Raw genomic sequence first — 21,102 nt, 5'->3', positions numbered from 1 at the left:
CCATTCTCCCCATCCCTAGAATGCTATCAAATTTGGCGCTGGTCTAGGTTTGGCGGGTGACAAGGGTTGAGAATCTTTCTGTATGGCCGGGAGCTGATCGATCGCCTCAACAAAGTGTGTCAATAACTCTTGCGAACTGGAGCAATAGGTAGCGCTGGTTGTAAGGAATTCGCTCGGGGGGGCGGGCCGCTCCTTTAGTTTGCACGCAGCGCGTCGATGTACTATCGAGCACATTCAGAATGGGTTTTTTGCATTCTGCTGGGTGGGGGAAGCCGGATATGACAGACGCCGATTGCGGGATTGCTGCGCGCTGAAGCGCGCGGCGTGCCACACGCATGTGTTTTCCGGGGTTCGATCGTAGGGGTAAAGACGTTGGCTGCGAGGTTTGAAGCGCTCGAGAAGCTGCGCAATCGGATAATGGAAGCGAACCACGACTATAGGGTGGGGGCAGACATTTTCCCGAGTCTCAACGTCGACAAGATTGCCCGGGACATGGATCTCGACAATCAGGGAACGGCGCATGGCGAAAAAGACCAGCCATCGTCCTCGTCCAAGGCCCTCGACGAGGTCGAACACTCCATCGTCGAAAAGGTGCAGGACGAGAAAAAGGCGGCCCACCAGATCCTGGAGGATCAGCTTCACCTCTTCTCCGGCCGCGTTGCAAATCTGGGCCTTGAGGAGCAGTTCGGCCTCCTTCAACAGGCCAATACTTCAAGCCTGTCCGACTTCAAGGGAGAAATAGCGGTCGGTTTGGATACCCTTCACGCTAAGCGAACCGACCTTCACGAGGCCACCCGAGAGCTTTCCAGCTTCCGCAAGAACCACCGTCTGGAACGTGTTGCCCGACTGCAGCAAGGGACAGCCCATCTCTTCAGAGTAGCGCTCCTTATTTTCCTCCTGCTGGTCGAGACGTATCTCAACGGATCCTTTCTGGCCAAGGGCAACGACCAAGGCTTCCTCGGTGGTGCCACGGAAGCATTCGCCTTTTCCTTCGTGAATATCGTGTCCGCGTTGATTTTCGCCATCTTCTGCGTGCGCTGGGTGACCCATCGGTCTTGGGGAGGGAAGCTTGTCGGAACCGTTTTCATCCTGCTCTATGCCGCTATTGCACTCGGGATCAACTTGCTGCTTGCGCACTATCGTGAGGTCAGCGGAACGCTCGCCGACGGAGCTGGCAACATTGCGGTCCAGAGAATGCTCCATAACCCGCTCGGGCTTGAGGAGGTGAGATCGTGGATGCTCTTCCTGGTCGGTCTGCTCTTTTCTATCATCGCCTTCATCGACGGCTGGTTCGTTCTCGATCCATATCCAGGTTATGCCGGCGTGGAAAAAAGGCGCCGGGAGAGGCGGCAGGATTACACCGATACCAAAGCCGACCTCATAGACCGCCTCATCGAATTGCGCGACGACCACAATACCAAGGTCGAAGACATCTTGAAGGGGCTAAGCAGCCGTAGGAGAGAACACGCTGCAATCCTATCCAGCCGTGCGCGGCTTTTGGCTCTGTTCAATGAACATCAAGAGCAGCTCGAGAGGAGTTGCAACCAGCTGCTTTCAAAATACCGCGAAGCAAACATTCGGGCGCGCAAAACTCCCGCTCCAAAACACTTCTCCCAGCCCTTTAAACTCCAAAAGACCAAGCCCATTGTCCAAAACGATGGTGAGATCAAGGATAGCGATCTTGCTTCATCAATTGCCGCGGCCCAGCAGGCGCTGAACGAGCAGATGCTGCAGGTGGGCAAGGAATGCGAGTCCGGGATCGAAAAGTATCGCGACCTCGACAAGCTGTATCCGGAGACGCTCGATGGCCAGGCCTAGAAGCCGTCGCAGGGCAGGGAGCTCGCGCGGGAAAGGCGTTGGAGCGATTGTCGGAGCAATCCTGCTTGGACTTGCCTCGCTCGCAATGTTTTCCGGCTACGTCTGGCTCAACGTAAAGGCCCGGGACGTGGTGGAAACAGACGCAAAGACGGGCTGCCCGACAAAGGCGGGACCGAACAGCGTCACCGCTGTTCTTTTTGACACCTCTGATCCCGTCCCGCAGGCGACCATGGAGGATCTTGCCAACAAATTCAGGCAGATTGCCGGCTCAATCAAGCAAGGCGGCTACCTCTGGGTTGGCACCTTGACAGCGGTACCTGGCGACCTGAAAGAGCTGTACGCGCGATGCAATCCGGGAGACGGCTCAACGGTTGACGTCTGGACCAGCAATCCCGGAAAGCATCAGAGAATCTGGGAAGAGGCCTTCGACAAGCCCCTCAAGGAACTGCCGGAGCACTTGCCGGCGGATAGCCAGGCTGATCAGTCGCCGATCTTGGCTGGCATCCAGAAACTGAAGCTCAGCCTGTTCGACAACGGCATGTTCGACAATGTTCCAAAACGGTTGGTCCTCGTGTCGGACATGATGGAGAACACGCCCGCCTATTCCCAATACAAAGCGGGCGCCGACTACAACGCCTTCAAGAAAAGCCCAGCGAATTCGCGCTTCAGGACCGATCTTCTCGGCGCCGACGTAACCATTCTCTATTTCAACAGGCCGGAAAGGAAGTTCCCGTCCGTCGACCACGCCAATTTTTGGACGCAGTGGTTTTCGGAGAACGGGGGCAATCTCAGCGACTTTACAAAGCTGGAAGGGATGTAACCCATGGCCGCGCGTAGACAATCCTTCCTCGATACGTGGATCTTCCCGCAGGCTTTCTATATCGCGCTGACGGTAGGCGGGTGCGTTTTCATCGCCGTCACAAAGACCGCCGGCATAAGTCCCGTTATCTCGTCAACGGTGCCGATCGGCATCATGATCGGCTACTTCGCGTTTTCCTGGTACGTCGGGAAGTTGCGCGTTCACGACGAGCAGACAGGTGACAACCTCTATTACATGGGCTTCCTGTTCACGCTCTCCAGCCTGGGCACCTCGCTTTACCAGTTCGGCACAGACGCATCGACCGACGAAATCGTCAGGAATTTCGGCATTGCCGTGACGTCGACCATCACAGGCATCGCGCTGCGCATCTTCCACAATCAGGTCCGACGCGACCCCGCCGACGTGGAACGGGCTGCCCGTCACGAGCTCGCGGACATGACACGTCGCGTGCGCACCGAGATGGAAAGCGTAGCGCGTGAGTTCGCCGACTTCCGCCGGGTTTGCAATCAGATGTTGGAAGAAGGCTTCGACGAAATAGCCCGACAGGCGGAGAAGAACGGCGATCAGGTCCGACAGGCCTTCGAGGGTATGGCCGCCAAAGCGATAAAGCCCGTCCAGGAGACTTCGGAGAAGATAGCCAAAAGCCTCGATGACACGTTCGGCCGTATCGAAAGCAGGTTTTCAGGTGTCGCTGAAAAGGTCGACACAGTCGCAGCGTCGCTCGACACGGCGAATGCCTCCATGGCTGGCACGATCTCGAAGTTCGAGGCGCAGGCCGACATAGTTGCCGGGAAGCTCGCCAACGTGGTTATTCCGGACGAGGTCCTCAAGACGGATGTCGTCACAGTTCTCAAGGTGCTTGCAGCGTCTGTCGGAAGGTTCACCGAGCGGGCTGAGGCGCTTTCCAAAGAGCAGGGGGAAAGGACCGACAAGCTTTCGGATACCGTCTTGAGGATGGCGGCGCATCAGAAGCTCCTCCTGGAGAGGCTTGAGAAGCAGGCTGAGCAAAACGCCAGTACGACGAACCTGCTATCCCGCATCCTCGATCGCGATCGTGTGTCCGTCCCGCACGAAATTCCTCCGGTTGCACCTGTGCACGCCAATGAACCGTCTGTTGAACCTCCCATCTTCATCCCCATTTCGGCGGCAACTGCGCAGGGTGAGAAGCCAGGCGCAACGGCAACAGCCAACGGCGCTGATGCCGGGCAGCAGGCCTCCCAGCCGATCGTGGAGAAAGTCCAGCCGAGGCCGAGATGGTGGCGCTGAACGAACCCGGCGGAGCTTCGGTCGGCTACGAAAAGAAAGGCTATGCCCGCGGCTTGATCCTCGGGCTCACCATGGCCGAAACGATGCTCCTGCTCGTCTTCTGCCTGCTGTTAGTTGCAGGCGCCATTGTCGCAAAGAAGAAGGCCGAATTGGAAACTGCCCTTGAAAGGGTATCCCGCAGCGAAGCAGTGGTTCAGCAACTCAAGCAGGAGAACAAGAACCTGCTGGCCCAGGTTGCCGAGCTCATGGAGCGGTTCACTGGGCACAAAGTGCCTGATGAGGAATGGCGAAAGCTCGTCCTCGCCAAAAAAGCGATCGAGCGGATCGAGCAAAAGGGACTGTCGGCCGACGAAGCAGTTCAGCTGGCGGAAGCCACAGTCGCGGTCCGAGACAACAATCTCTCAGCCGACGACGTACGCAAGCTAGTCTCAGCAGATCAGCGTGCGACCGAAGCCGAACGGAAGCTGGCTGAAGCCGAAAAGGAACTCGCTGAAACGACACGGCAGCCTAAGGATCTGCCACCGATCATCAATCTGAGCGAAGCCAAGGGCTATTCCTTCGAAGTCAGCAGTGCCGAACTCAAACCGGCCTTTAAGGCCAAGCTTGAGGGCGCTATTGCCGAGCAGATTGCCGATATCGTCGCAAAATACGATGTCGATGTCGTCGAGGTCATTGGCCACACTGACGAGCAGCGACTGTCGAGGCAGTCGAACATGGACTTCGTTCTGGGGCGCGTACTCTCTGGGGATGAGAGCGTCAGCGAAATGGAGCCGGGTGATAATGCCGGGCTAGGCCTCGCGCGAGCGATATCCGTCGCGTCCGTTCTGAAAAAGATACCGGCGTTTGATCATTTGAACATCCTACCCCTGTCAGGCGGCCAACTGATCCTGCCGGATGATCGCCTCACGGATGGAGCTCAGTCAGGCGACGCTCCAGAAAGGCGTCGTATCGAGATCCGAGTACGCAAGAGCAAGCAGAAGCTGGCCGCCGAGGGGCATCACGAAGGCAATTAATAGGCAAACCATGTTGAGCCAAAGCGTGGGTTGCCATCCACCGGAACACGAGTAGAAGCCCGCAAACTGCCGCGGTCCAGTGCCAGCGCGTCGCGCTTTAATTAGTCGGGCGCTCGCTGACGCGTTTTTTCCGCGCCGGAAGTCGAATGGAAAGCGCTTCAGGAAACCAGGAAATGCATTCCAGTCGTGCGATCACCGCTGCCACAATGCATGGTGTCCCCTATTTCTGATGCTACACAATAATAGGTCAGGGCGAGGCAATTATTGATGCATCGGTGACTAATATTAACCAATAATCAGAGTTTTATTGGCAACCTCTTCTGCTGGGTCCGATGACTGTGTCGGAGGGGATGTGTAATGAGTCTGGGTGCCGCAGGGCTCACGCCCATAACGCCTGCTGCTTTCATCAAGAAGTGGAGGAAGTCGGAACTTGGCGAGCGGCAGGCAGCTCAAGAACACTTCCTCGATATCTGCTCGCTGGTCGGCCATCCGTCTCCGAGCGATGAGGACCCGACCGGCGCGTTCTTCGCGTTCGAGAAAGGTGCGAACAAGCTCGGAGGGGGTAAAGGTTTTGCTGACGTCTGGAAGAAGGGTCACTTCGCATGGGAGTACAAGCGTAAGAAGGGAAACCTCGACGAGGCCCTCCTCCAGTTGATGCGATACGCGCCGGCGCTTTTGAGCCCGCCGCTACACATCGTTTGCGACATCGAACGCCTTCGCATCCATACCGCTTGGACGAACACCGTTCCGTCCACATACGTGATCACCCTAGATGATCTCGCGGAACCTTCAGCGCGTGAGATGTTGCACAACGTCTTCTTCAGCCCGGAAAAGCTGAGGCCGACCCGAACACGCGCGGCGGTCACCAAGGAGGCAGCAGACAAGTTTTCCACGATCGCACTCCGCGTTCAGGGGCGAGGCACACCAGATGAGATTGCTCATTTCGTAAATCAGCTGGTCTTCTGCTTTTTCGCCCAGAGTGTGATTTTTCGTGGAATGAGGACCCTGTTTAAGGGGTGATTTTCGTCCAAACGGGACCCCTTAACGTGGGGTCATCAAGATGCCTCCGGTTTGGTCGGAGGCATTTGTGTTTTGGATGTTGGTTGTGGAGACGATTGCAAAGATACGCCGGCTGTCGCTGGTGCAGGGGAAGTCGATCAAAGCGATCTGCCGGGAGCTGAAGATCTCCCGGAAGGTGGTGCGCAAGGTTTTGCGTTCCGAGGAGACAGAGTTCCGCTACGAGCGCAAGCATCAGCCTTATCCCCGGATGGGCGCCTGGCGTGACGAGCTGGATCGGCTGCTGTCGGCGAATGCGGCCAAGTCTCAGCGGGAGCGGCTGACACTGATCCGCATCTTTGAGGAGCTTCGCGGCCTCGGCTATGACGGCAGCTACAGTTCGGTGTGGCGACATGCTCAGAGCTGGGAGGCGGATCGCGGCAGCGCCGCGGCCGAAGCCTACATTCCGTTGAGCTTTGCGCCGGGCGAGGCCTACCAGTTCGACTGGAGCCACGAGATCGTTCTACTCGACGGCGTGACGGTAACGGTGAAGGTGGCGCACATGCGGCTTTGCCACAGCCGTATGTTCTTCGTGCGGGCCTATCCGCGCGAAACGCAGGAGATGGTGTTCGACGCCCATGACCGGGCGTTCAGCTTCTTCCGCGGCGCCTGCACGCGCGGCATCTACGACAACATGAAGACGGCGGTGGACGCGATCTTCATCGGCAGGGATCGCCGCTACAACCGCCGCTTTGCGCAGATGTGCGGGCATTACCTTGTCGAGCCGGAGGCCTGCACGCCGGCGGCCGGCTGGGAGAAGGGGCAAGTCGAGAACCAGGTCGGGCTGGTGCGCGAGCGCTTCTTCACACCGAGGCTGCGCTTCAAGACGCTGGAGGATCTCAACGGCTGGCTGGCCGACAAATGCGTTGCCTATGCCAAGGCGCATCGGCATCCCGAACAGGGCGAGCGCACGGTCTGGGACGTATTCGAAGAAGAGCGCGCCAGCTTCATTCCCTATGCCGGTCGCTTCGACGGCTTCCATTGCATTCCCGCGTCGGTGTCGAAGACCTGCACGGTGCGCTTCGACAACAACAAATACTCGGTGCTGTCGAGTGCCGTCGGCCGGCCGGTCGAGATCCATGCTTATGCCGACCGGATCATTATCCGCCAGGACGGCGTGGTCGTGGGCGAGCATGCCCGCTGCTTCGGCCGCAACGAGGTCATCTACGATCCCTGGCACTACGTGCCGGTGCTGGCCCGTAAGCCGGGCGGATTGCGCAACGGCGCGCCGTTCCTTGGCTGGGTCCTGCCGTCGGCAATGGAGAAGGTGCGCCGCAAGCTCAAGGCGGTTGATGACGGCGACCGGCAGATGGTGTCGATCCTCACCTGCGTGCTGACCGACGGATTGAGCGCGGTCGAGGCCGCCTGCCAGGAAGCCATTGAGCACGGCGTCTCGTCGGCGGCGGTGATCCTCAACATCCTGGCCCGCAGCCGCGATCCGGCGCCGGGCACGATCCTTTCCATTCCACAGGCGCTGAAGCTGGCTCACGAGCCGATCGCCGACTGCGCCCGTTATGACAGCCTCAGGAGGACGAACAGCCATGGAACGCACCGAAGTACTGGAACTGATGGGGGCGTTGAAACTCTTCGGGATGCGCTCGGCCTATGACGAGATCATGGGCGTCGCCATTAAGCGGCAGCACGAACCGCCGAAGATCGTCGGCGATCTGTTGCAGGCCGAGATATCGGAGAAGCAGGCCCGCTCCATCAAGTACCAGCTCACCGTCGCCAAGCTTCCGCTGGCCAAGGATATCGAGGACTTCGATTTTGCCGGCACGCCGGTCAACGAGAGCCTGATCCGCGACCTCGCCGCCGGCGCCTTCGTCGCCGATCAGCGCAATGTCGTCCTGGTCGGCGGGACAGGCACCGGCAAGTCGCATCTGGCGATCGCCATTGCCCGTTCTCTCATCCGCAACGGCGCACGCGGGCGCTTCTTCAACGTTGTCGACCTCGTCAACAGGCTCGAGACCGAGACCCGTGCCGGCCGGCAGGGCCGCATTGCCGATCATCTTACCCGGCTCGACTTCGTCGTCTTCGATGAACTCGGCTATCTTCCGTTCGCCCAGGCCGGCGGGCAGTTGCTCTTCCATCTGGTCTCAAAGCTTTACGAACGCACCAGTGTCATCATCACCACCAATCTCGCCTTCGGGGAATGGCCAAGCGTCTTCGGCGACGCCAAGATGACAACCGCGCTGCTCGACCGCCTCACTCATCACTGCGAGATCGCCGAGACTGGCAACGAATCCTGGCGCTTCAAAAGCCGATCTCAAAGCTGAAGTCGAAAAGCCAATCAGCCGCACCCGATCAGGCTGTGCAACTCCGACCAGCTTCGCCTGATCGGGCGCTAACCGGCGTGCCCTTCACCACCCCAAACCAGGGTCCCTTTTACATGAAAAACCAGGGTCCCGATTCCATGGTGATTGACAGCCCAGAGTGTCAGCCTGCTGCCAGATGGCCTGTTCACGAAGCTCCTGAAGCGATCGGCCCGTGCTCCTGAACGAGCCATGAGCTACCTCGACAAGCTGTTTGAAGCAATGGAGCGCGGCGGCGAGTTCGACCTGACCGACATCACATGGTTCAACGGCGGCCTGTTTGATGGTCGCCGAGCGCTACGGCTCGATGACGGTGACATTGGTTTGCTTGTCGCCGCAGACAGCCTCGATTGGGGCCTCATCGATCCGACGATTTTCGGAACTCTGTTCGAGCGGTTTCTGGACCCGGAAAAACGCGCCCAGATCGGCGCGCACTACACCGATCCAGAAAAAATTATGCGTCTTGTCGATCCGGTCATCCTGAGGCCTCTGAGACAGGAATGGGAACAAGCAAGGCGGGAGATTGTCGAACTCCTGAATGGCAATCGCAAGCCGCCAATGCGCAGGCAGCAATCCCGCCGGATGACGCGGGAGGAAGCGGCCGCCGAAGTACGGTCCCGGTTCACGGAACGGCTGCGAAAGCTCCGCATCCTGGATCCGGCATGCGGGTCTGGAAACTTCCTATACCTCGCTCTCCAGGGTGTGAAGGATATCGAACACCGCGCCAACCTCGACTGCGAGATGCTCGGCATGCCCGCTCAGCTTCCGCTCGTAGGGCCTGAAATCCTGCGCGGCATCGAAATCAACATGATGGCGGCCGAGCTTGCACGCACGACCATTTGGATCGGAGACATTCAGTGGCAGATCAAGAATGGGATACGCTCGAAATCGATACCAATCCTACGCAAGCTAGATGCAATCGAAAGGCGAGACGCCTTGGTCAGGCAGGCCCAAGACGTTGATACAGCTCGTGACGCACAAGGAGACCTTCTTGCTGCACTGCAACCAGTCTCGGAAGATGCTGAAGCAGAATGGCCAGAAGCAGAATTCATCGTAGGAAATCCGCCGTTTGTCGGCGTGCGTTTGATGCGGCAAGCCTTGGGCGATCCAACGGTTGATCGCCTTTTCGATGTGTACGATGGGCGCGTCTCTCGCGAGGCTGATCTCGTCTGCTATTGGGTGGAGAAATCCCGCGCCGCTGTCGCAGCAGATCGAACGCGTCGAGTGGGTCTGGTCACGACGAATTCCATACGCGGTGGAGCGAACAGAAGGGTGTTGGATCGGATCATCGCCGAAAGCCGGCTATTCGAAGCCTGGAGTGACGAGCCGTGGGTCGTCGATGGCGCAGCCGTACGAGTATCCCTAATCTGCTTCGGCCACGGCGAGGACCCGTTGTGCCTCGATGGGAAAACGGTTGCACAGATAAACGCAGATCTTACCGCCGGCGTAACCGACTTGACCAAGGCGCGCAGGCTGTCTGAAAACCAGAACGTAGCGTTCATGGGCGACACGAAGGGCGGTGCCTTCGACGTCCCGGGTAGCTTGGCGCGGGCCTGGCTCTCGATGCCGATGAATCCCAACGGTAGGCCAAACTCAGATGTGCTCCGTCCATGGCGCAATGGAATGGACGTCACTCGCCGCGGCCGCGACATGTGGATTGTGGATTTCGGCTGGGAGATGTCCGAGCAGGAGGCTGCCCTCTACGAGGCGCCGTTCCAGCACATTAGAGAGCATGTGTTTCCGGAGCGCTCAAAGAACAGGCGTGATGCCTACCGCGAGCGTTGGTGGCGACACGTGGAGCCGAGACCGGCTTTTCACGCTTCCTTGCAGGGCCACTCGCGTTACATGGCAACACCTCGCGTCGCAAAGCATCGGACATTCGTGTGGCTTGATCAAGCGATAGTGCCCGACTCCCGCATCTTCGCGTTTTCTCGGTCAGACGATGTCTTTTTCGGGATTCTTCACTCCCGATTTCATGAGGCTTGGAGCTTCGGAACTTGCTCGTGGCACGGCATCGGCAATGATCCAACCTACAATAGTGCGGGGGTATTCGAGACCTTCCCGTTCCCCGAGGGCCTCACGCCGGATATCCCAGCAGTCCGATATGAAAAGGATGCACGAGCCATCGCCATATCACAGGTGGCCAAGAGGCTTGATGACTTACGAAACGCGTGGCTCAACCCGAGCGACCTTGTCCAGATCAAGCCCGAGGTCGTGCCCGGCTATCCGGATCAAATCCTTCCGAAGGACATCGTGTCGCACGCGATCCTCCGCGAGCGTGCCCTGACCAACCTCTACAACCGGCGTCCGCAGTGGTTGGTCGACGCTCACTCGGACCTGGATGCCGCCGTTGCCGGAGCCTACGGGTGGCCTACAGATATCTCTGAAGATCAAGCTCTGGCGAATCTCCTAGAACTCAATCTGGCGCGTGAGGCATTCAACGAGCACGCCAAATCCGGTCTGAAGACAAGAAAGCCACGTCGTCGTCCGACGCCGGAAGAGATTCGACGTGCCCCGCAGATGAAGTTGCCCATTGCAGGTGGCCGCAAGTCCGTTGTCGGTCCGCAGCAATTGACCACCAAGGATCGCGAAAACCAGCCGACGTCAGCAGAGCGTCCGCGAAACACCAAACGCCGAACAAGCTGACCCAGGTCAGCCAAATTGTGCGAGACGCCCTTGCTCCAAGACCGATGATAGACCCATTCCAGTCATTTCCGTTACACCTCATCAAAAGCAGATCGAAGCCGGCCGCGCCTATGACCGCCTTCTCAAGCGCGGCACCCGGCCGAAGGGGCTCAAGGCCATCGTCGCATGGTTCAAGCGCCTGTGGATCAAGTTCATCGGCTAATCAGCGTGCGGCCGACGGCATCGCCTTTGCAGGCACAGATCAGGTTGCCGACGCCTTCGGGAAAGCCGGCCTCCGCGCCGAGTGCAACCATTGCGCCTGCAACAAGCGGCGTCTGTTCGGCAGGTTTGAGGATGACCGCGCAGCGGGCCGCCAGCGCCGGCGAGCTCTTGCGCGCAACCCTCGAGGCCGAGAAAATTCCACGGCCTGATGGTGCCAACAACGCCGATCGGCTGCTTGACCGCCAGCATGCGCTGGCCCGTCGAGGGCAGGGAGATCGTCTCGCTATAGATGGCTTTGGCCTCTTCGGGCGTCCCATTGCAGATCGCAAGCAGCGTGAGAGACTTCCGAGCCGGCTTCGGCAAGCGGCTTGCCCATCTCAGCGGTGAGAATGGCAGCAAGGTCGTCCGCATGGTCGATGATCAGCTGATGCCAGTGCCAAGCCATGTCGCTGCGCTCTCGGGCGGTCATGGCTGCCCATCCAGTCTCTTGCGATACAGGCCTTGCTGCCCGCGTCTCCGTGACCCCATGTTGGGAAATTTCCGCCAACACGTCGCCAGTGGAATCAAGACCTCGAAAATTCGCTCGCCCAGGCGGCGTGCCGAGTGGCGGCATGCGGTCGAAGGCGCCGAACAGCTATGCAGATTTCAGGTGCAAGCGGTTGGCACAGAGGCACGCCTCGCGGGGGCACCGGCGTTAAGTCCTGCGAGCTGATAAAACCGCAGCGCAAGGCATGGCGTCCAGGCATCCGGCAAGCGGCAGTCTGCCGGCACTTGATGACGCCCGCGCGCCTGACGGCGCGTGCCGGGTGCTCGTGAACCGAGCCCGCTTTTTCTTCGGCAGGCTCAGGCGGCCTCGGCCATCCGGCTTCGCCGCCTCCGATAGCGCCAAGGGCGGACGGCCGCCCTTTGATACGGTGATGATGTTGAAGATCATGGTGCTGCAGGCGCTCTACTGTCTCTCGGACGATCAAGCCGAGTTTCAGATCCAGGACCAGCTGTCGCCGGTGGGCATGGCCCGCATATCCATCCCATGGATGCATTATATCCAAACAATCAAGTTTACTCCTCCGTCATGATGCTGCATAGCGCAGTACAGGAAAGCCAATGTCCCGTGCTTTCCAGCTCACGTTCACGAGCGTGGACTTTGTAGGAAGACCAAGTCGAAACCGGCGCATTCATAAGGGGCAGAGTATCCATGAACGGAATGGCGGCGGGGCAGGCCGGATCTGAACGTTTTATTGCTTTAGAGGGGTTGAGGGGGCTGGCTGCAGTTGGCGTCCTCTTGTCTCACGCCCTCTTCGCTGTCGAGCCAGGGATATTCAAAACCATGTACCCGTTGGCGCAAGCAGCGTGGCCAGAAATCGGATGGCCTGCTCAGCTTCTAACTCTCCCCCCATTCAGCATGCTTATCAACGGAAGCTTTGCGGTTTGTGTATTCTTCGTTCTAAGCGGCTTCGTCCTTACCAAGTCTTTTGCTGACACTGGAAATGCGTCGGTGCTTGTATCCAGAGCAATCCGACGGATACCCCGCCTCGGCATTCCAATCGCGGCTTCAATCGTTTTTGCCGGTACCATTTTTGCCATGGGGCTGATGAGAAATCTTGAAGTTGCTCCACTCACGGGCTCGATCTGGCTGACCTGGTATTACCCTAGCTCAATTACGGTCGCGACCATCGCCAAGGAGGCCCTATATGAGTCCTTATTTCTCGGTAAGAATCAACTCAATTCACCACTCTGGACGATGTCCATCGAGCTCGTCGGTTCATACTTAGCCTTCATGTTCGCCCTCGCTGCGAGGTGGTTCACCTTCGCCCTCGTCACAGTTTTTGCCGCGGCTCTCTCTTTTGCGGTCCATATAGCTTACCTGCCCTTCGCCTTGTCGTTCGGGGTCGGCGTCCTCCTGACTCGCGTTTCTCCAGCGAAATGGCCTCACAAAGCTAAGATCGCAATCTTTCTTGCTGCCATCTATCTTGGCGGCTTCTCAAACGACATCTTGTATGAGCCGATCATCAAACTCTCCCCAATCGACTTTAATCACCTGAAGGACGCAATGCACTGCGTCGGTGCAACCTTCCTTGTCGCTAGCGTTCTCGCGCTTCCATCGCTTCAGCGAGCCTTCTCGTCATACTTTTTCCCACTCCTAGGTCGATTGTCGTTCTCGGTCTACCTTCTTCATTTCCCTCTCCTTTGTTCCCTCGGGTGCTTTGTCTATCTCTGGACTATCCAATGGGGGCATGCCATTGCGGCTAGTAGCACTGTCGTCATTGTACTTGTAACCACCATCATTGCTGCGGTGCCTTTTCAGCGCCTTGTAGACGTGAAGTCCATGGAAGTAGCCAAGGGGGTGGACCAATACCTGAGAGGTTTTTGCGTAAGTCTGCGGAGGCGTAGACTGGCGCTGCGCTCAACCATTTGAGCGGGACAAACATAGCTAATCATTCTGACCTCAAAACGAAAGGTGCCCTGCCTTGGAAGAATTCGTATCGCGCATCGCCACCAATGTCGGCGTCGACCCGGCTCTCGCAGACAAGGCCGTTGGCATGATGCTGGGTTTCCTGCAACGCGAGGCAGCCGACGGTCCCGCTGCGCGCATGATCGAGGCCATTCCCGGAGCTTCGGAATTAGTGGCGAAGCATGATGGTGAGGACGCAGAGGGCGGCAGCGTCCTCGCCGGAGGCGGCGTGGTGGGTTTCGGCCAGCAATTGATGAATGAGGGTCTCAGCCTAGGAAATATCGCCGGCCTTGCTAACGAGACGATCGCCTTCGCCAAGGAACATGCCGGCGACGAACTCGTGGACGAGGTCCTCAATTCCGTTCCCGGCCTTCCCCAGTTCGCCTGATCAGCAGCAGCCGGGTGGCGTACGATGTTGTGCGCCCGTCTCGGCCCGTTTGCGCAGCCAGAGCAGATTCGACGTATTCCGGGTCAGAGCTGTCTGCCTCGAAATAGTGCCTGCATTCCTCGGCTGTGAAAGCTGCGAGGCAGTTGGCCACGACCGACCAGAACTCGTCGATGGTTCGGGTTGCAGCCTTTCTCAGGAGAGCCTTGAGCTTCGAGAAAGCCATCTCGATCGGGTTGAAGTCGGGCGAGTATGGCGGCAGGAACAGGAGCGCGCCAACTTCTCGATCACCTCGCGCCCGCCGCTGATCTTGTGGGCGGGCAGGTTTGTTCATGACCACGATGTCGCCTGGGCGAAGCTCGGGTGCGCGGACCTGCTGCGCATAGGCGAGCAAGCATAGGGCCATCGAGCAATATTGGCGCCGCCAAGCCGCCCAGCCGCAGGCCGGCCGTGAATGTGGTGGTCTTCCAATGGCCGTGAGGAACGGCCGCCCGACAATCGTTCGCCGCGCAGGCTGCGGCCACGCAACCGCGCCATCTTTGTGGATGCTGCGGTCTCATCGATGAAAATCAGCCTCTCGGGGTCGAGATCGAGCTGGCCATCGAACCAGGTTCTGCGGCGGCGCAGGACATTGGGGCGCTGCTGTTCGGCGGCGTGCGCCGTCTTCTTTTGAAACGTGATGCCGCGCCGGTCGAGGCACAGCCGGACCGTGGACGGCGCTACCAGCACGCCACGCTCGGCGGCAAGGCGCTCCCCGATCTCGGCAAGCGTGATGCCCGGCGCGTGCTCGATAAGGCCAAGAGTGAAGGCCTCATGCGCATCGAGCTTCGAACGCACCGGCTGGCCCTGCTTGCGCGCTTCCAACTGGCCGGTCTCGCGATAGCGGCGATACCAACTCCCGGCCGTCGAAATGCCGATCCGGAAGCGACGCGCCGCCTCCCGCGTCGAAACCCCGTCTTCAATGGCCGCAATCACGCGCCCACGAAGGTCCGCGCTCAGGCTCCTCGTCATCATCACATCCTCGTAAATCACCGGGACAGTGAATCAGACAGGATCTATCGCGTGATTCCCAAACCGTCTCTGTGTTCATCAAAGATGCTCGAGGCATTCTCCGCCAAGTGTTGCGTACGGACCCTGCCAGACCACCAACCGCCGGGCGCGCGAAGCGAATGAACTTTGGAGTTCATTCGTCTACCCCAAAATCGACCTCGGGCGTACCGATGTGCATAACTTTAGGCGGCAAAGGCTTATCCTGAACGCTTTCGATGAAGCCCGCGAGATAAGCAAATATATTGTACTTCTCAAGTACCAACCGCTTCGCCTCTCGTATTGCATCGCGACGGTCCTTCCAGAGGTCCGAGTTGGTTATTTCGCGGATCTTTTGAATTACGTTCTTGTCCTCTGGATCAATCAGAACCATTGAATCCGGCGGAAAGAACCTCGTGATTGCCGGGCTGCCGTAATAGATCGGCATTGTTTCAGCAACGAAGCAGTCCATAAGCTTCTCTGTAAAATAGTAATCAGCTCTAGTATTCTCGAAAGCTATACTGTAGCGGTAAGGTGCAAGTGCGTCCCATTTATCTCCAATCAGGTGAAAACCTCGGCCGAACAGGTCGAACTCGAGCTCCTCTCTCAGCCGCTCCAAAAACGCCAGCCGATATCGATGTCCTTTAAGCAGGGCGATGTTGCTGGTAATCCATGAGAGCCGACGCGGCTTGTCAACGACTTCGCTGACCAGAAGTTGGTCATACGTCTTTCTTACAGACCAAGACCGAGTGATAGGTGGAGACAAGACGAATCGACGCCCTGCATTCTGCCGAGCTACCAGCTCTGCGTCAGACGTCAGAACGATGGTATTTTCCCCTTGCCCTAGATGGAGCGCGCGATGAGCTTGCGTCGGCGGTTCGCCGATTGCAAAAATTGTCCTGTTCGGGCTCGCCTCGATATCAACTGGAAGTCCAAAAACAGAAGGAGAGTTAAAGATTATATGCCAATCCGGCGTGAAGGATGTCTTGCGTACAAAAGCGACATTGTTCCAGATTCCACTGCCCTTTGGAGTGAGATGGTGGATGGCGTCATCCAGACCGCCCCAAGAATCGAGGCATGCAGCAACAATGGGCGCCGGACGTTCCGTCGGCAATTTCGCGCTAGACAAAGCAGTTCGACTCCTTCACTTCGGTGGTGCCGGGAGTAATTTCTGCACCAGGGCCAGACCTCTCTGCGCCTATTCCCGTCGTGAGATGAAGCTAAAACGATCGGAATCGATGGCCAAACGGTCCGCAGGTAAGCCCTTCGATATCGAAAAGTTTGGGGGAACTATACAAAGGCTTGTAACCCCTCCTCCTCCATCTCGATCGGCTTCCATAATTTAGCTCTGACTATTTTTGATGCAGTTTGGGAGCTCTGTCCAGAGTCTTCTGCAAATTTGCGATCACGGTCGCCGGTGTTGGCGGGTCAGGCGCGGCGTCTTCAAGTAACCGCGGCCTTGGGCTCCTCCAGCTTGCGCAGCATCTCCTTCTTGTGCTCGGCCAGGTGCTCCATGTTGAGATTCGCATGGACTCCAGCCAGTTTTCGTGTGTTTCGACGGCGAGCGCGCGGACGAGCCGCAGGCAGCTCTCGGCGCTGGGAAAGATGCGCACCACATGGGGTGCGCCGCTTGATCTCCTGATTGAGCCGCTCCAGGATGTTGATGCTCTTCAGGCGCTTGTGATGCTGGCGTGGCAGCCGGTTGAAGGTGAGCGTCTCCTCGATGTTGTCCTCTACCCACTGGCACAGCTTGGGGCAGCGCGTCTCCCACTTGGCCAGCCATTGGGCGCGGTCGCGCCGCACTTCGGAAAGGTCGCGCCGGTCATACATCCAGCGCAGTTCCTGCAGGCAGTCATCATCGATCCATTGGGCCGGCAAGATGTCTCGCGAGCAGATCGAAGCCGGCCGTGCCTATGCCGCCTTCTCAAGCGCGGCACCCAGCCGAAGGGGCTCAAGGCCATCGTCGCATGGTTCAAGCGCCTGTGGATCAAGTTCATCGGTTGATCAGTATCAGGTTGACGACGCCTTTCGGGAAAGCCGGCCGCGCGCATTGCGCCTGCAACAAGCGGCGTCTGTTCGGCAGGTTTCAATATCACGGCGCAGCCGTCGCCAGTGCCGGTGAGATCTTGCGCGCCACCATTGAAGCCGGGAGATTCCATAGCGTGATCGTGCCAACAACGCCGATTGGCTGCTTGATCACCAGCATGCCCCGGTCAGTCGAGGGCGGGGAGATCGTCTCGCCATAGATGCGGTTGGCCTCTTCGGCATACCATTGCAGATATGCCGCCGCATGCGAGACTTCCGACTTGGCTTCGGCAAGCGGCTTGCCCATCTCAGCTGTGAGGATGGCAGCGACGTCGTCGGCGTGGTCGATGATCAATTGATGCCAGCGCCAGAGCATGTCCCTGCGATCCCGGGCGGTCAACGCCGCCCATCCAGCCTGCGCCGTAGAGGCCTTGTCGATCGCCGTGCGCGTCTCAGCGCCCATGTCGGGTAGCGCTGCGGATTAAAGACCCTCGAACTTTCGCTCACCCAACACCGTGCCAAGCGTCGGCATGCGGTCGATAGCGCCGAACAGGTCGGGGAGTTTCAGATTCGCATCAGCGGCTGGCACAGAGGCATCCCGGCTTTCTCTTCAAAACGGCGGATGTTTTCTATTGGCTGCGTCAGGATGTGTAACCGCACTTCGCATAGGACCTCGAGCGACGGGGCCCTGGCGACCTGCCGACCGCGTTATGGAACAGGAACGACCGTTCCTGGAACGAGAATTCCTGTTCAGCGCCTTTCTCGCCCGCACGCCTGGCGGGGGCACCGAGCGCTGAGCCCTGCAACCTGATAACCGCAGCGCAAGGCATGGCATCCACGCATCCGCGGGAGGCCTAAGCTTTGACGGCGCCCGCGCGCCTGACGGCGCGTGCCGGGTGCTCGTGAACCGAGCCCGCTTTTTCTTCGGCAGGCTCAGGCGGTCTCGGCCATCCGGCTTCGCCCCCTGGCGCGGGCAGCCTGTCGGTTGCTGACGGTCGCCGCCCTGTCGGCCGGCGCGGTTTGTTCGTTGGCCGTTCCCGGCGGCGCGGGATTGAAGAGCGGAGGACCAGACGATGCGTGCAAAACACCAGCGTTGCGGCAGCCGAGAGGCTGGCGCGGGCAGGGGCGGGCGCCCGGGCGCCAGCCTTTATCAGGAAATCACGGACCGCATCATTGCCGAACTGGAGCGCGGCACCGTGCCATGGGTCAAGCCATGGGGCAGCGCAAAGGCCGACCTCGGCCTGCCCAGCAACGCGGCCACCGGGCGCCGCTATTCCGGCATCAACATCCTCATCCTGTGGGGCGCCGTCATCGAGCGCAGCTATCCCGGCCAGACCTGGCTGACCTTCCGGCAGGCGCTTGTCCTTGGCGGCAATGTCAGGAAGGGCGAGCGCGGCACAACCATCGTGCATGCCGACCGCTTTGTCCCAAAGGGCGAGCAGGAGCGCGCCAGGACAGACGGCGACGAGCCGCAGGCCGTGCCGTATTTGAAGCGCTTCACCGTCTTCAACGTCGCGCAGTGCGACGGCCTGCCCGACCATCTCTATGCCGCCGCCGAGCCGCTGCCGGAGCGTGAGATTGTTCCCCATGCGGAAGCGCTCATTCGTGTCAGCGGCGCGGATTTCCGCATCGGCGGCGATCGTGCTTTCTACATGCCGGGCAGTGACACCATTCAGGTGCCGCCACAGCCCGCATTCTTTCAGCAGATCGACTATTACCGCACCTGCTTCCACGAGCTTGGCCACTGGACGGGCCACCCGGCGCGGCTGGCGCGCGACCTCTCCGGCACCTTCGGTTCCAAGACCTGGCGCGCGAGGAATTGGTTGCCGAAATCACCGCAGCCTTTGTCTGCTCGACCCTCGGCATCGAGCCGAGCGTGCGCCATGCCGACTATATCGGCTCGTGGCTGATGGTGCTGCGCGAGGACAATCGCGCCATCTTCCGCGCCGCCAGCCTTGCCTCCAAAGCCGCCGATTTTCTTCTGGGCTTCAACGCCGAGGCCCAAGGCGCGCAACAAGACGAGATCGCGGCATGAGCGCGCGCGATCGCCACACCCTGCAGACCGAACCAACGCCGCAAGGCGAGCAGACGCTCATTCCCGATGTCCAGCCACCACGCGCGACCGCCCCGCCCTTTTGGCCGACCCAATGGCGTCGTCTTGGAATCAGCTGGCGCATGACTGGATTGGATCGATGTCATCTGAGCCGGTTCCGCCTCGACTGACCCAGATCAAGGCCACGCCCTTGTCGGCGTGGTTTGATCGCCAGTCCTTCACGGGAAAACGCATGGGCTGACCGACAGCCTGGTCGTCGCTCCCATCATCTTGACAATCCAGATCATACGGCAGGCAAATGACGCTTCACCAGCCAGGAACCGACGTGAGAAACGCGCTTGAGGCGATGCGGGCGATAGATCACAGCGCAATCGATGCACGACATGCGGCTCGACTCCCCCATCATCTCACGAAGAGAACCGACGCGCTGGCGGCACGCTGATGGCCAGCTGTGACGACAGCTTCGACATTATTGTCGTGGGCGCCGGGCCGGTCGGACTTTCCTTCGCCGCATCGCTTGCCCATAGCCAGCTCAAACTGGCGGTTGTCGAAGGGCAGTCCCTGGAAAGACTGGCAAGTCCGGCTTTCGACGGTCGCGAGATAGCGCTCACCCACGCCTCGATTGGAATCTTTCGCGAGCTCGGCGCCTGGGATGTTATCTCCGCTTCGGACAAGTCACCGCTTCAAGGCGCACGCGTCCTCAACGGATCGAGCCCGTTTGCGTTGTGTTTCGATGCCCCCGCCGGATCCGCGGAACCACTGGGCGTTCTGGTCCCGAATTGCCAGATCCGCGATGCCCTGTTCAAGATCATCCGCTTGCGGGGCCATGCCCGGCTGCTGTGCGGCCAGTCGGTCGTGCGTGCAACAAACAGCCGTCAAGGAGCAGTGATAACGCTCTCCAATGGCAGGCAGCTGAGCGCTCGGCTTCTCGTTGCAGCCGATTCGCGTTTTTCCGCCACCCGCAATCTGCTCGGCATCGGCGCCGATATCAATCGGCTTGGCAACTCGATGCTGATTTGCCGGGTGAGGCACGAGCGCCCCCACCACCAGATCGCGATCGAATGGTTCGATCACCATCAGACGGTGGCGATGTTGCCTCTCGCGCAAGGCGTGTCGTCGCTGCTTTTGACTTTGCCCTCAAACGTGGCCGACGGACTGCTTGCCCTCGACGACGAGTTGTTCCTGAGCGAGTTGACAAAGCGCTGTCGAGGCCGCCTCGGCAATATGAACCTGGCAAGCCAACGCTATATCTATCCGTTGGCCACGACCTGGGCGCACAGGTTCCGGGCGCCGAGCGCCGCATTGATCGGCGACGCTGCCATTGGCATGCACCCGGTGACCGCGCATGGCTTCAACATCGGCCTCGGCGGCCAGAAGCAACTCGCCCGCGGTATAGAGACCGCATGGCGTGACCGTCGCGACATTGCCGACCCCGACATGCTCCACAGATATGAAAGCCGACTGCACCTGTCGGCGGCGCCGCTCTACCATGCTACGAATATCCTCGTCGGACTCTACTCAAGCGAGCATCCGGCGGCACGGCTTGCAAGGCATGTGGGGCTGCGCCTCGGCCAACATCTTCCCTTTGTCCGTCATGGCATTGCGGCCATGCTGAGGCGGTAAACCCCAGTCACCATAGTGTCAGCATCAGCGTACGGCGTCGTAGCAGGCGGGCGCGTGTGGTTCGACGTGAACGGTCGCGGCTGCGCGGGATCAGCTTGATGAAGACGGGGCTGCTCTAATACCGCGAGCTCTTCCATCTCGGATCGTCAACGTGTCAATCGCCGTGTGTGTGCGGAATTCCCCACCGCCGCAAAGCGTTTGTCGGCCCGGCGTCACACAGAAGTGGACCCAGCCACGCCCAATTCCGCCTTCGATGTGTTCAGCGCGTGGATGGTTGTCATCCAAACAATCAATTTTGCCAATCCTGCCGACCCTATTAGGAGCGTGACCGAAATCAACTGCCTCGGCCCGCAGTACGGTCCCGACCCTACCGACATCTGACGGCATTTGCAGCGCCGGTGATTGC

Annotated in this window: 13 protein-coding genes and 6 pseudogenes; 14 read left to right on the top strand and 5 right to left on the bottom strand. The window is 59.4% G+C overall.

The genetic code is table 11. From position 1 onward, the window contains the following. The first annotated feature begins 372 nt into the window (after positions 1-372). The 8 genes from ACSQ3Z_RS35375 (at position 373) to ACSQ3Z_RS35340 (ending at position 10,931) form a co-directional block, all read left to right on the top strand. A complete protein-coding gene (locus tag ACSQ3Z_RS35375; protein ID WP_436175710.1) occupies positions 373-1,818 on the top strand; it encodes a hypothetical protein in 1,446 nt (481 codons plus the stop codon). Next, on the top strand, positions 1,805-2,638 hold the full coding sequence (locus tag ACSQ3Z_RS35370; protein ID WP_436175709.1) for a hypothetical protein: 834 nt from the start codon (positions 1,805-1,807) through the stop codon (positions 2,636-2,638). The genes ACSQ3Z_RS35375 and ACSQ3Z_RS35370 overlap by 14 nt, the downstream gene beginning before the upstream one ends. Before the next feature lie 3 nt (positions 2,639-2,641). Next, positions 2,642-3,904, top strand: coding sequence for a hypothetical protein (locus tag ACSQ3Z_RS35365; RefSeq protein ID WP_097574693.1), 1,263 nt, complete (start codon positions 2,642-2,644; stop codon positions 3,902-3,904). Next, positions 3,892-4,917, top strand: a complete 1,026-nt coding sequence (locus tag ACSQ3Z_RS35360) for a hypothetical protein (protein ID WP_436175708.1) — start codon at positions 3,892-3,894, stop codon at positions 4,915-4,917. Before ACSQ3Z_RS35365 ends, ACSQ3Z_RS35360 begins: the two co-directional genes overlap by 13 nt. A gap of 357 nt (positions 4,918-5,274) precedes the next feature. After that, positions 5,275-5,937 (top strand): type IIL restriction-modification enzyme MmeI, encoded by a 663-nt coding sequence (locus tag ACSQ3Z_RS35355; protein WP_436175707.1) that lies wholly within the window; start codon positions 5,275-5,277, stop codon positions 5,935-5,937. Between the two features lie 76 nt (positions 5,938-6,013). Continuing rightward, positions 6,014-7,582 (top strand): IS21 family transposase, encoded by a 1,569-nt coding sequence (gene istA, locus ACSQ3Z_RS35350; protein ID WP_436173950.1) that lies wholly within the window; start codon positions 6,014-6,016, stop codon positions 7,580-7,582. Next, positions 7,515-8,249: an IS21-like element helper ATPase IstB gene (gene istB, locus ACSQ3Z_RS35345; RefSeq protein ID WP_436173087.1), complete on the top strand. Its 735-nt coding sequence runs from the start codon at positions 7,515-7,517 to the stop codon at positions 8,247-8,249. Before istA ends, istB begins: the two co-directional genes overlap by 68 nt. Positions 8,250-8,477: 228 nt before the next feature. Continuing rightward, positions 8,478-10,931 carry a class I SAM-dependent DNA methyltransferase gene (locus ACSQ3Z_RS35340; RefSeq protein ID WP_436175706.1) on the top strand — a complete coding sequence of 818 codons (2,454 nt, stop codon included), beginning with the start codon at positions 8,478-8,480 and terminating at the stop codon, positions 10,929-10,931. A 197-nt stretch (positions 10,932-11,128) separates the two neighbouring features. On the opposite strand, the pseudogene ACSQ3Z_RS35335 reads toward ACSQ3Z_RS35340, so the two are convergent. Next, a pseudogene (locus ACSQ3Z_RS35335) lies at positions 11,129-11,745 on the bottom strand (aldehyde dehydrogenase family protein); the annotation flags it as partial. A 271-nt stretch (positions 11,746-12,016) separates the two neighbouring features. Between ACSQ3Z_RS35335 and ACSQ3Z_RS35330 the strand changes: the two are divergent. The 3 genes and pseudogenes from ACSQ3Z_RS35330 to ACSQ3Z_RS35320 form a co-directional block, all read left to right on the top strand. Continuing rightward, a pseudogene (locus ACSQ3Z_RS35330) lies at positions 12,017-12,133 on the top strand (transposase); the annotation flags it as partial. Positions 12,134-12,327: 194 nt separating this feature from the next. Beyond that, complete coding sequence (locus ACSQ3Z_RS35325) at positions 12,328-13,548, top strand: acyltransferase family protein (protein WP_436175705.1); 1,221 nt, start codon at positions 12,328-12,330, stop codon at positions 13,546-13,548. Positions 13,549-13,600: 52 nt separating this feature from the next. Continuing rightward, positions 13,601-13,972 carry a hypothetical protein gene (locus ACSQ3Z_RS35320; RefSeq protein WP_436175704.1) on the top strand — a complete coding sequence of 124 codons (372 nt, stop codon included), beginning with the start codon at positions 13,601-13,603 and terminating at the stop codon, positions 13,970-13,972. Positions 13,973-14,048: 76 nt separating this feature from the next. Here ACSQ3Z_RS35320 and ACSQ3Z_RS35315 read toward each other — a convergent pair. The 4 genes and pseudogenes from ACSQ3Z_RS35315 to ACSQ3Z_RS35300 form a co-directional block, all read right to left on the bottom strand. Then, positions 14,049-14,980 (bottom strand): annotated as a pseudogene (locus ACSQ3Z_RS35315) (IS630 family transposase); the annotation flags it as partial. A gap of 172 nt (positions 14,981-15,152) precedes the next feature. After that, positions 15,153-16,124 carry a glycosyltransferase family 10 domain-containing protein gene (locus ACSQ3Z_RS35310; protein ID WP_436175703.1) on the bottom strand — a complete coding sequence of 324 codons (972 nt, stop codon included), beginning with the start codon at positions 16,122-16,124 and terminating at the stop codon, positions 15,153-15,155. A gap of 314 nt (positions 16,125-16,438) precedes the next feature. Beyond that, a pseudogene (locus ACSQ3Z_RS35305) lies at positions 16,439-16,852 on the bottom strand (transposase); the annotation flags it as partial. A 151-nt stretch (positions 16,853-17,003) separates the two neighbouring features. Continuing rightward, a pseudogene (locus ACSQ3Z_RS35300) lies at positions 17,004-17,617 on the bottom strand (aldehyde dehydrogenase family protein); the annotation flags it as partial. A 476-nt stretch (positions 17,618-18,093) separates the two neighbouring features. Here ACSQ3Z_RS35300 and ACSQ3Z_RS35295 point away from each other — a divergent pair. The 3 genes and pseudogenes from ACSQ3Z_RS35295 to ubiM all read left to right on the top strand — a co-directional run bounded on the left by ACSQ3Z_RS35295 (position 18,094) and on the right by ubiM (position 20,696). Beyond that, positions 18,094-19,055: pseudogene (locus tag ACSQ3Z_RS35295) on the top strand (ArdC family protein). Then, positions 19,052-19,243: a hypothetical protein gene (locus ACSQ3Z_RS35290; protein ID WP_436175702.1), complete on the top strand. Its 192-nt coding sequence runs from the start codon at positions 19,052-19,054 to the stop codon at positions 19,241-19,243. Before ACSQ3Z_RS35295 ends, ACSQ3Z_RS35290 begins: the two are co-directional and overlap by 4 nt. Positions 19,244-19,514: 271 nt before the next feature. Continuing rightward, complete coding sequence (gene ubiM / locus ACSQ3Z_RS35285; protein ID WP_436175701.1) at positions 19,515-20,696, top strand: 5-demethoxyubiquinol-8 5-hydroxylase UbiM; 1,182 nt, start codon at positions 19,515-19,517, stop codon at positions 20,694-20,696. The last annotated feature ends 406 nt before the right edge of the window (positions 20,697-21,102 follow it).

This window comes from Mesorhizobium sp. LjNodule214 (assembly GCF_964252735.1).
GTDB lineage: Bacteria > Pseudomonadota > Alphaproteobacteria > Rhizobiales > Rhizobiaceae > Mesorhizobium.
This window is presented reverse-complemented; position numbering and strand designations above follow the sequence as displayed.

Excerpts from the sequence above, each read along its gene's own strand:
- ACSQ3Z_RS35355 (WP_436175707.1), top strand. The coding sequence starts at position 5,275 with ATGAGTCTGGGTGCCGCAGGGCTCACGCCCATAACGCCTGCTGCTTTC.
- ACSQ3Z_RS35370 (WP_436175709.1), top strand. The coding sequence starts at position 1,805 with ATGGCCAGGCCTAGAAGCCGTCGCAGGGCAGGGAGCTCGCGCGGGAAA.
- ACSQ3Z_RS35360 (WP_436175708.1), top strand. The coding sequence starts at position 3,892 with ATGGTGGCGCTGAACGAACCCGGCGGAGCTTCGGTCGGCTACGAAAAG.
- ACSQ3Z_RS35365 (WP_097574693.1), top strand. The coding sequence starts at position 2,642 with ATGGCCGCGCGTAGACAATCCTTCCTCGATACGTGGATCTTCCCGCAG.
- istA (WP_436173950.1), top strand. The coding sequence starts at position 6,014 with ATGTTGGTTGTGGAGACGATTGCAAAGATACGCCGGCTGTCGCTGGTG.
- ACSQ3Z_RS35290 (WP_436175702.1), top strand. The coding sequence starts at position 19,052 with ATGAGCGCGCGCGATCGCCACACCCTGCAGACCGAACCAACGCCGCAA.
- ubiM (WP_436175701.1), top strand. The coding sequence starts at position 19,515 with ATGGCCAGCTGTGACGACAGCTTCGACATTATTGTCGTGGGCGCCGGG.
- istB (WP_436173087.1), top strand. The coding sequence starts at position 7,515 with ATGGAACGCACCGAAGTACTGGAACTGATGGGGGCGTTGAAACTCTTC.
- ACSQ3Z_RS35340 (WP_436175706.1), top strand. The coding sequence starts at position 8,478 with ATGAGCTACCTCGACAAGCTGTTTGAAGCAATGGAGCGCGGCGGCGAG.
- ACSQ3Z_RS35325 (WP_436175705.1), top strand. The coding sequence starts at position 12,328 with ATGAACGGAATGGCGGCGGGGCAGGCCGGATCTGAACGTTTTATTGCT.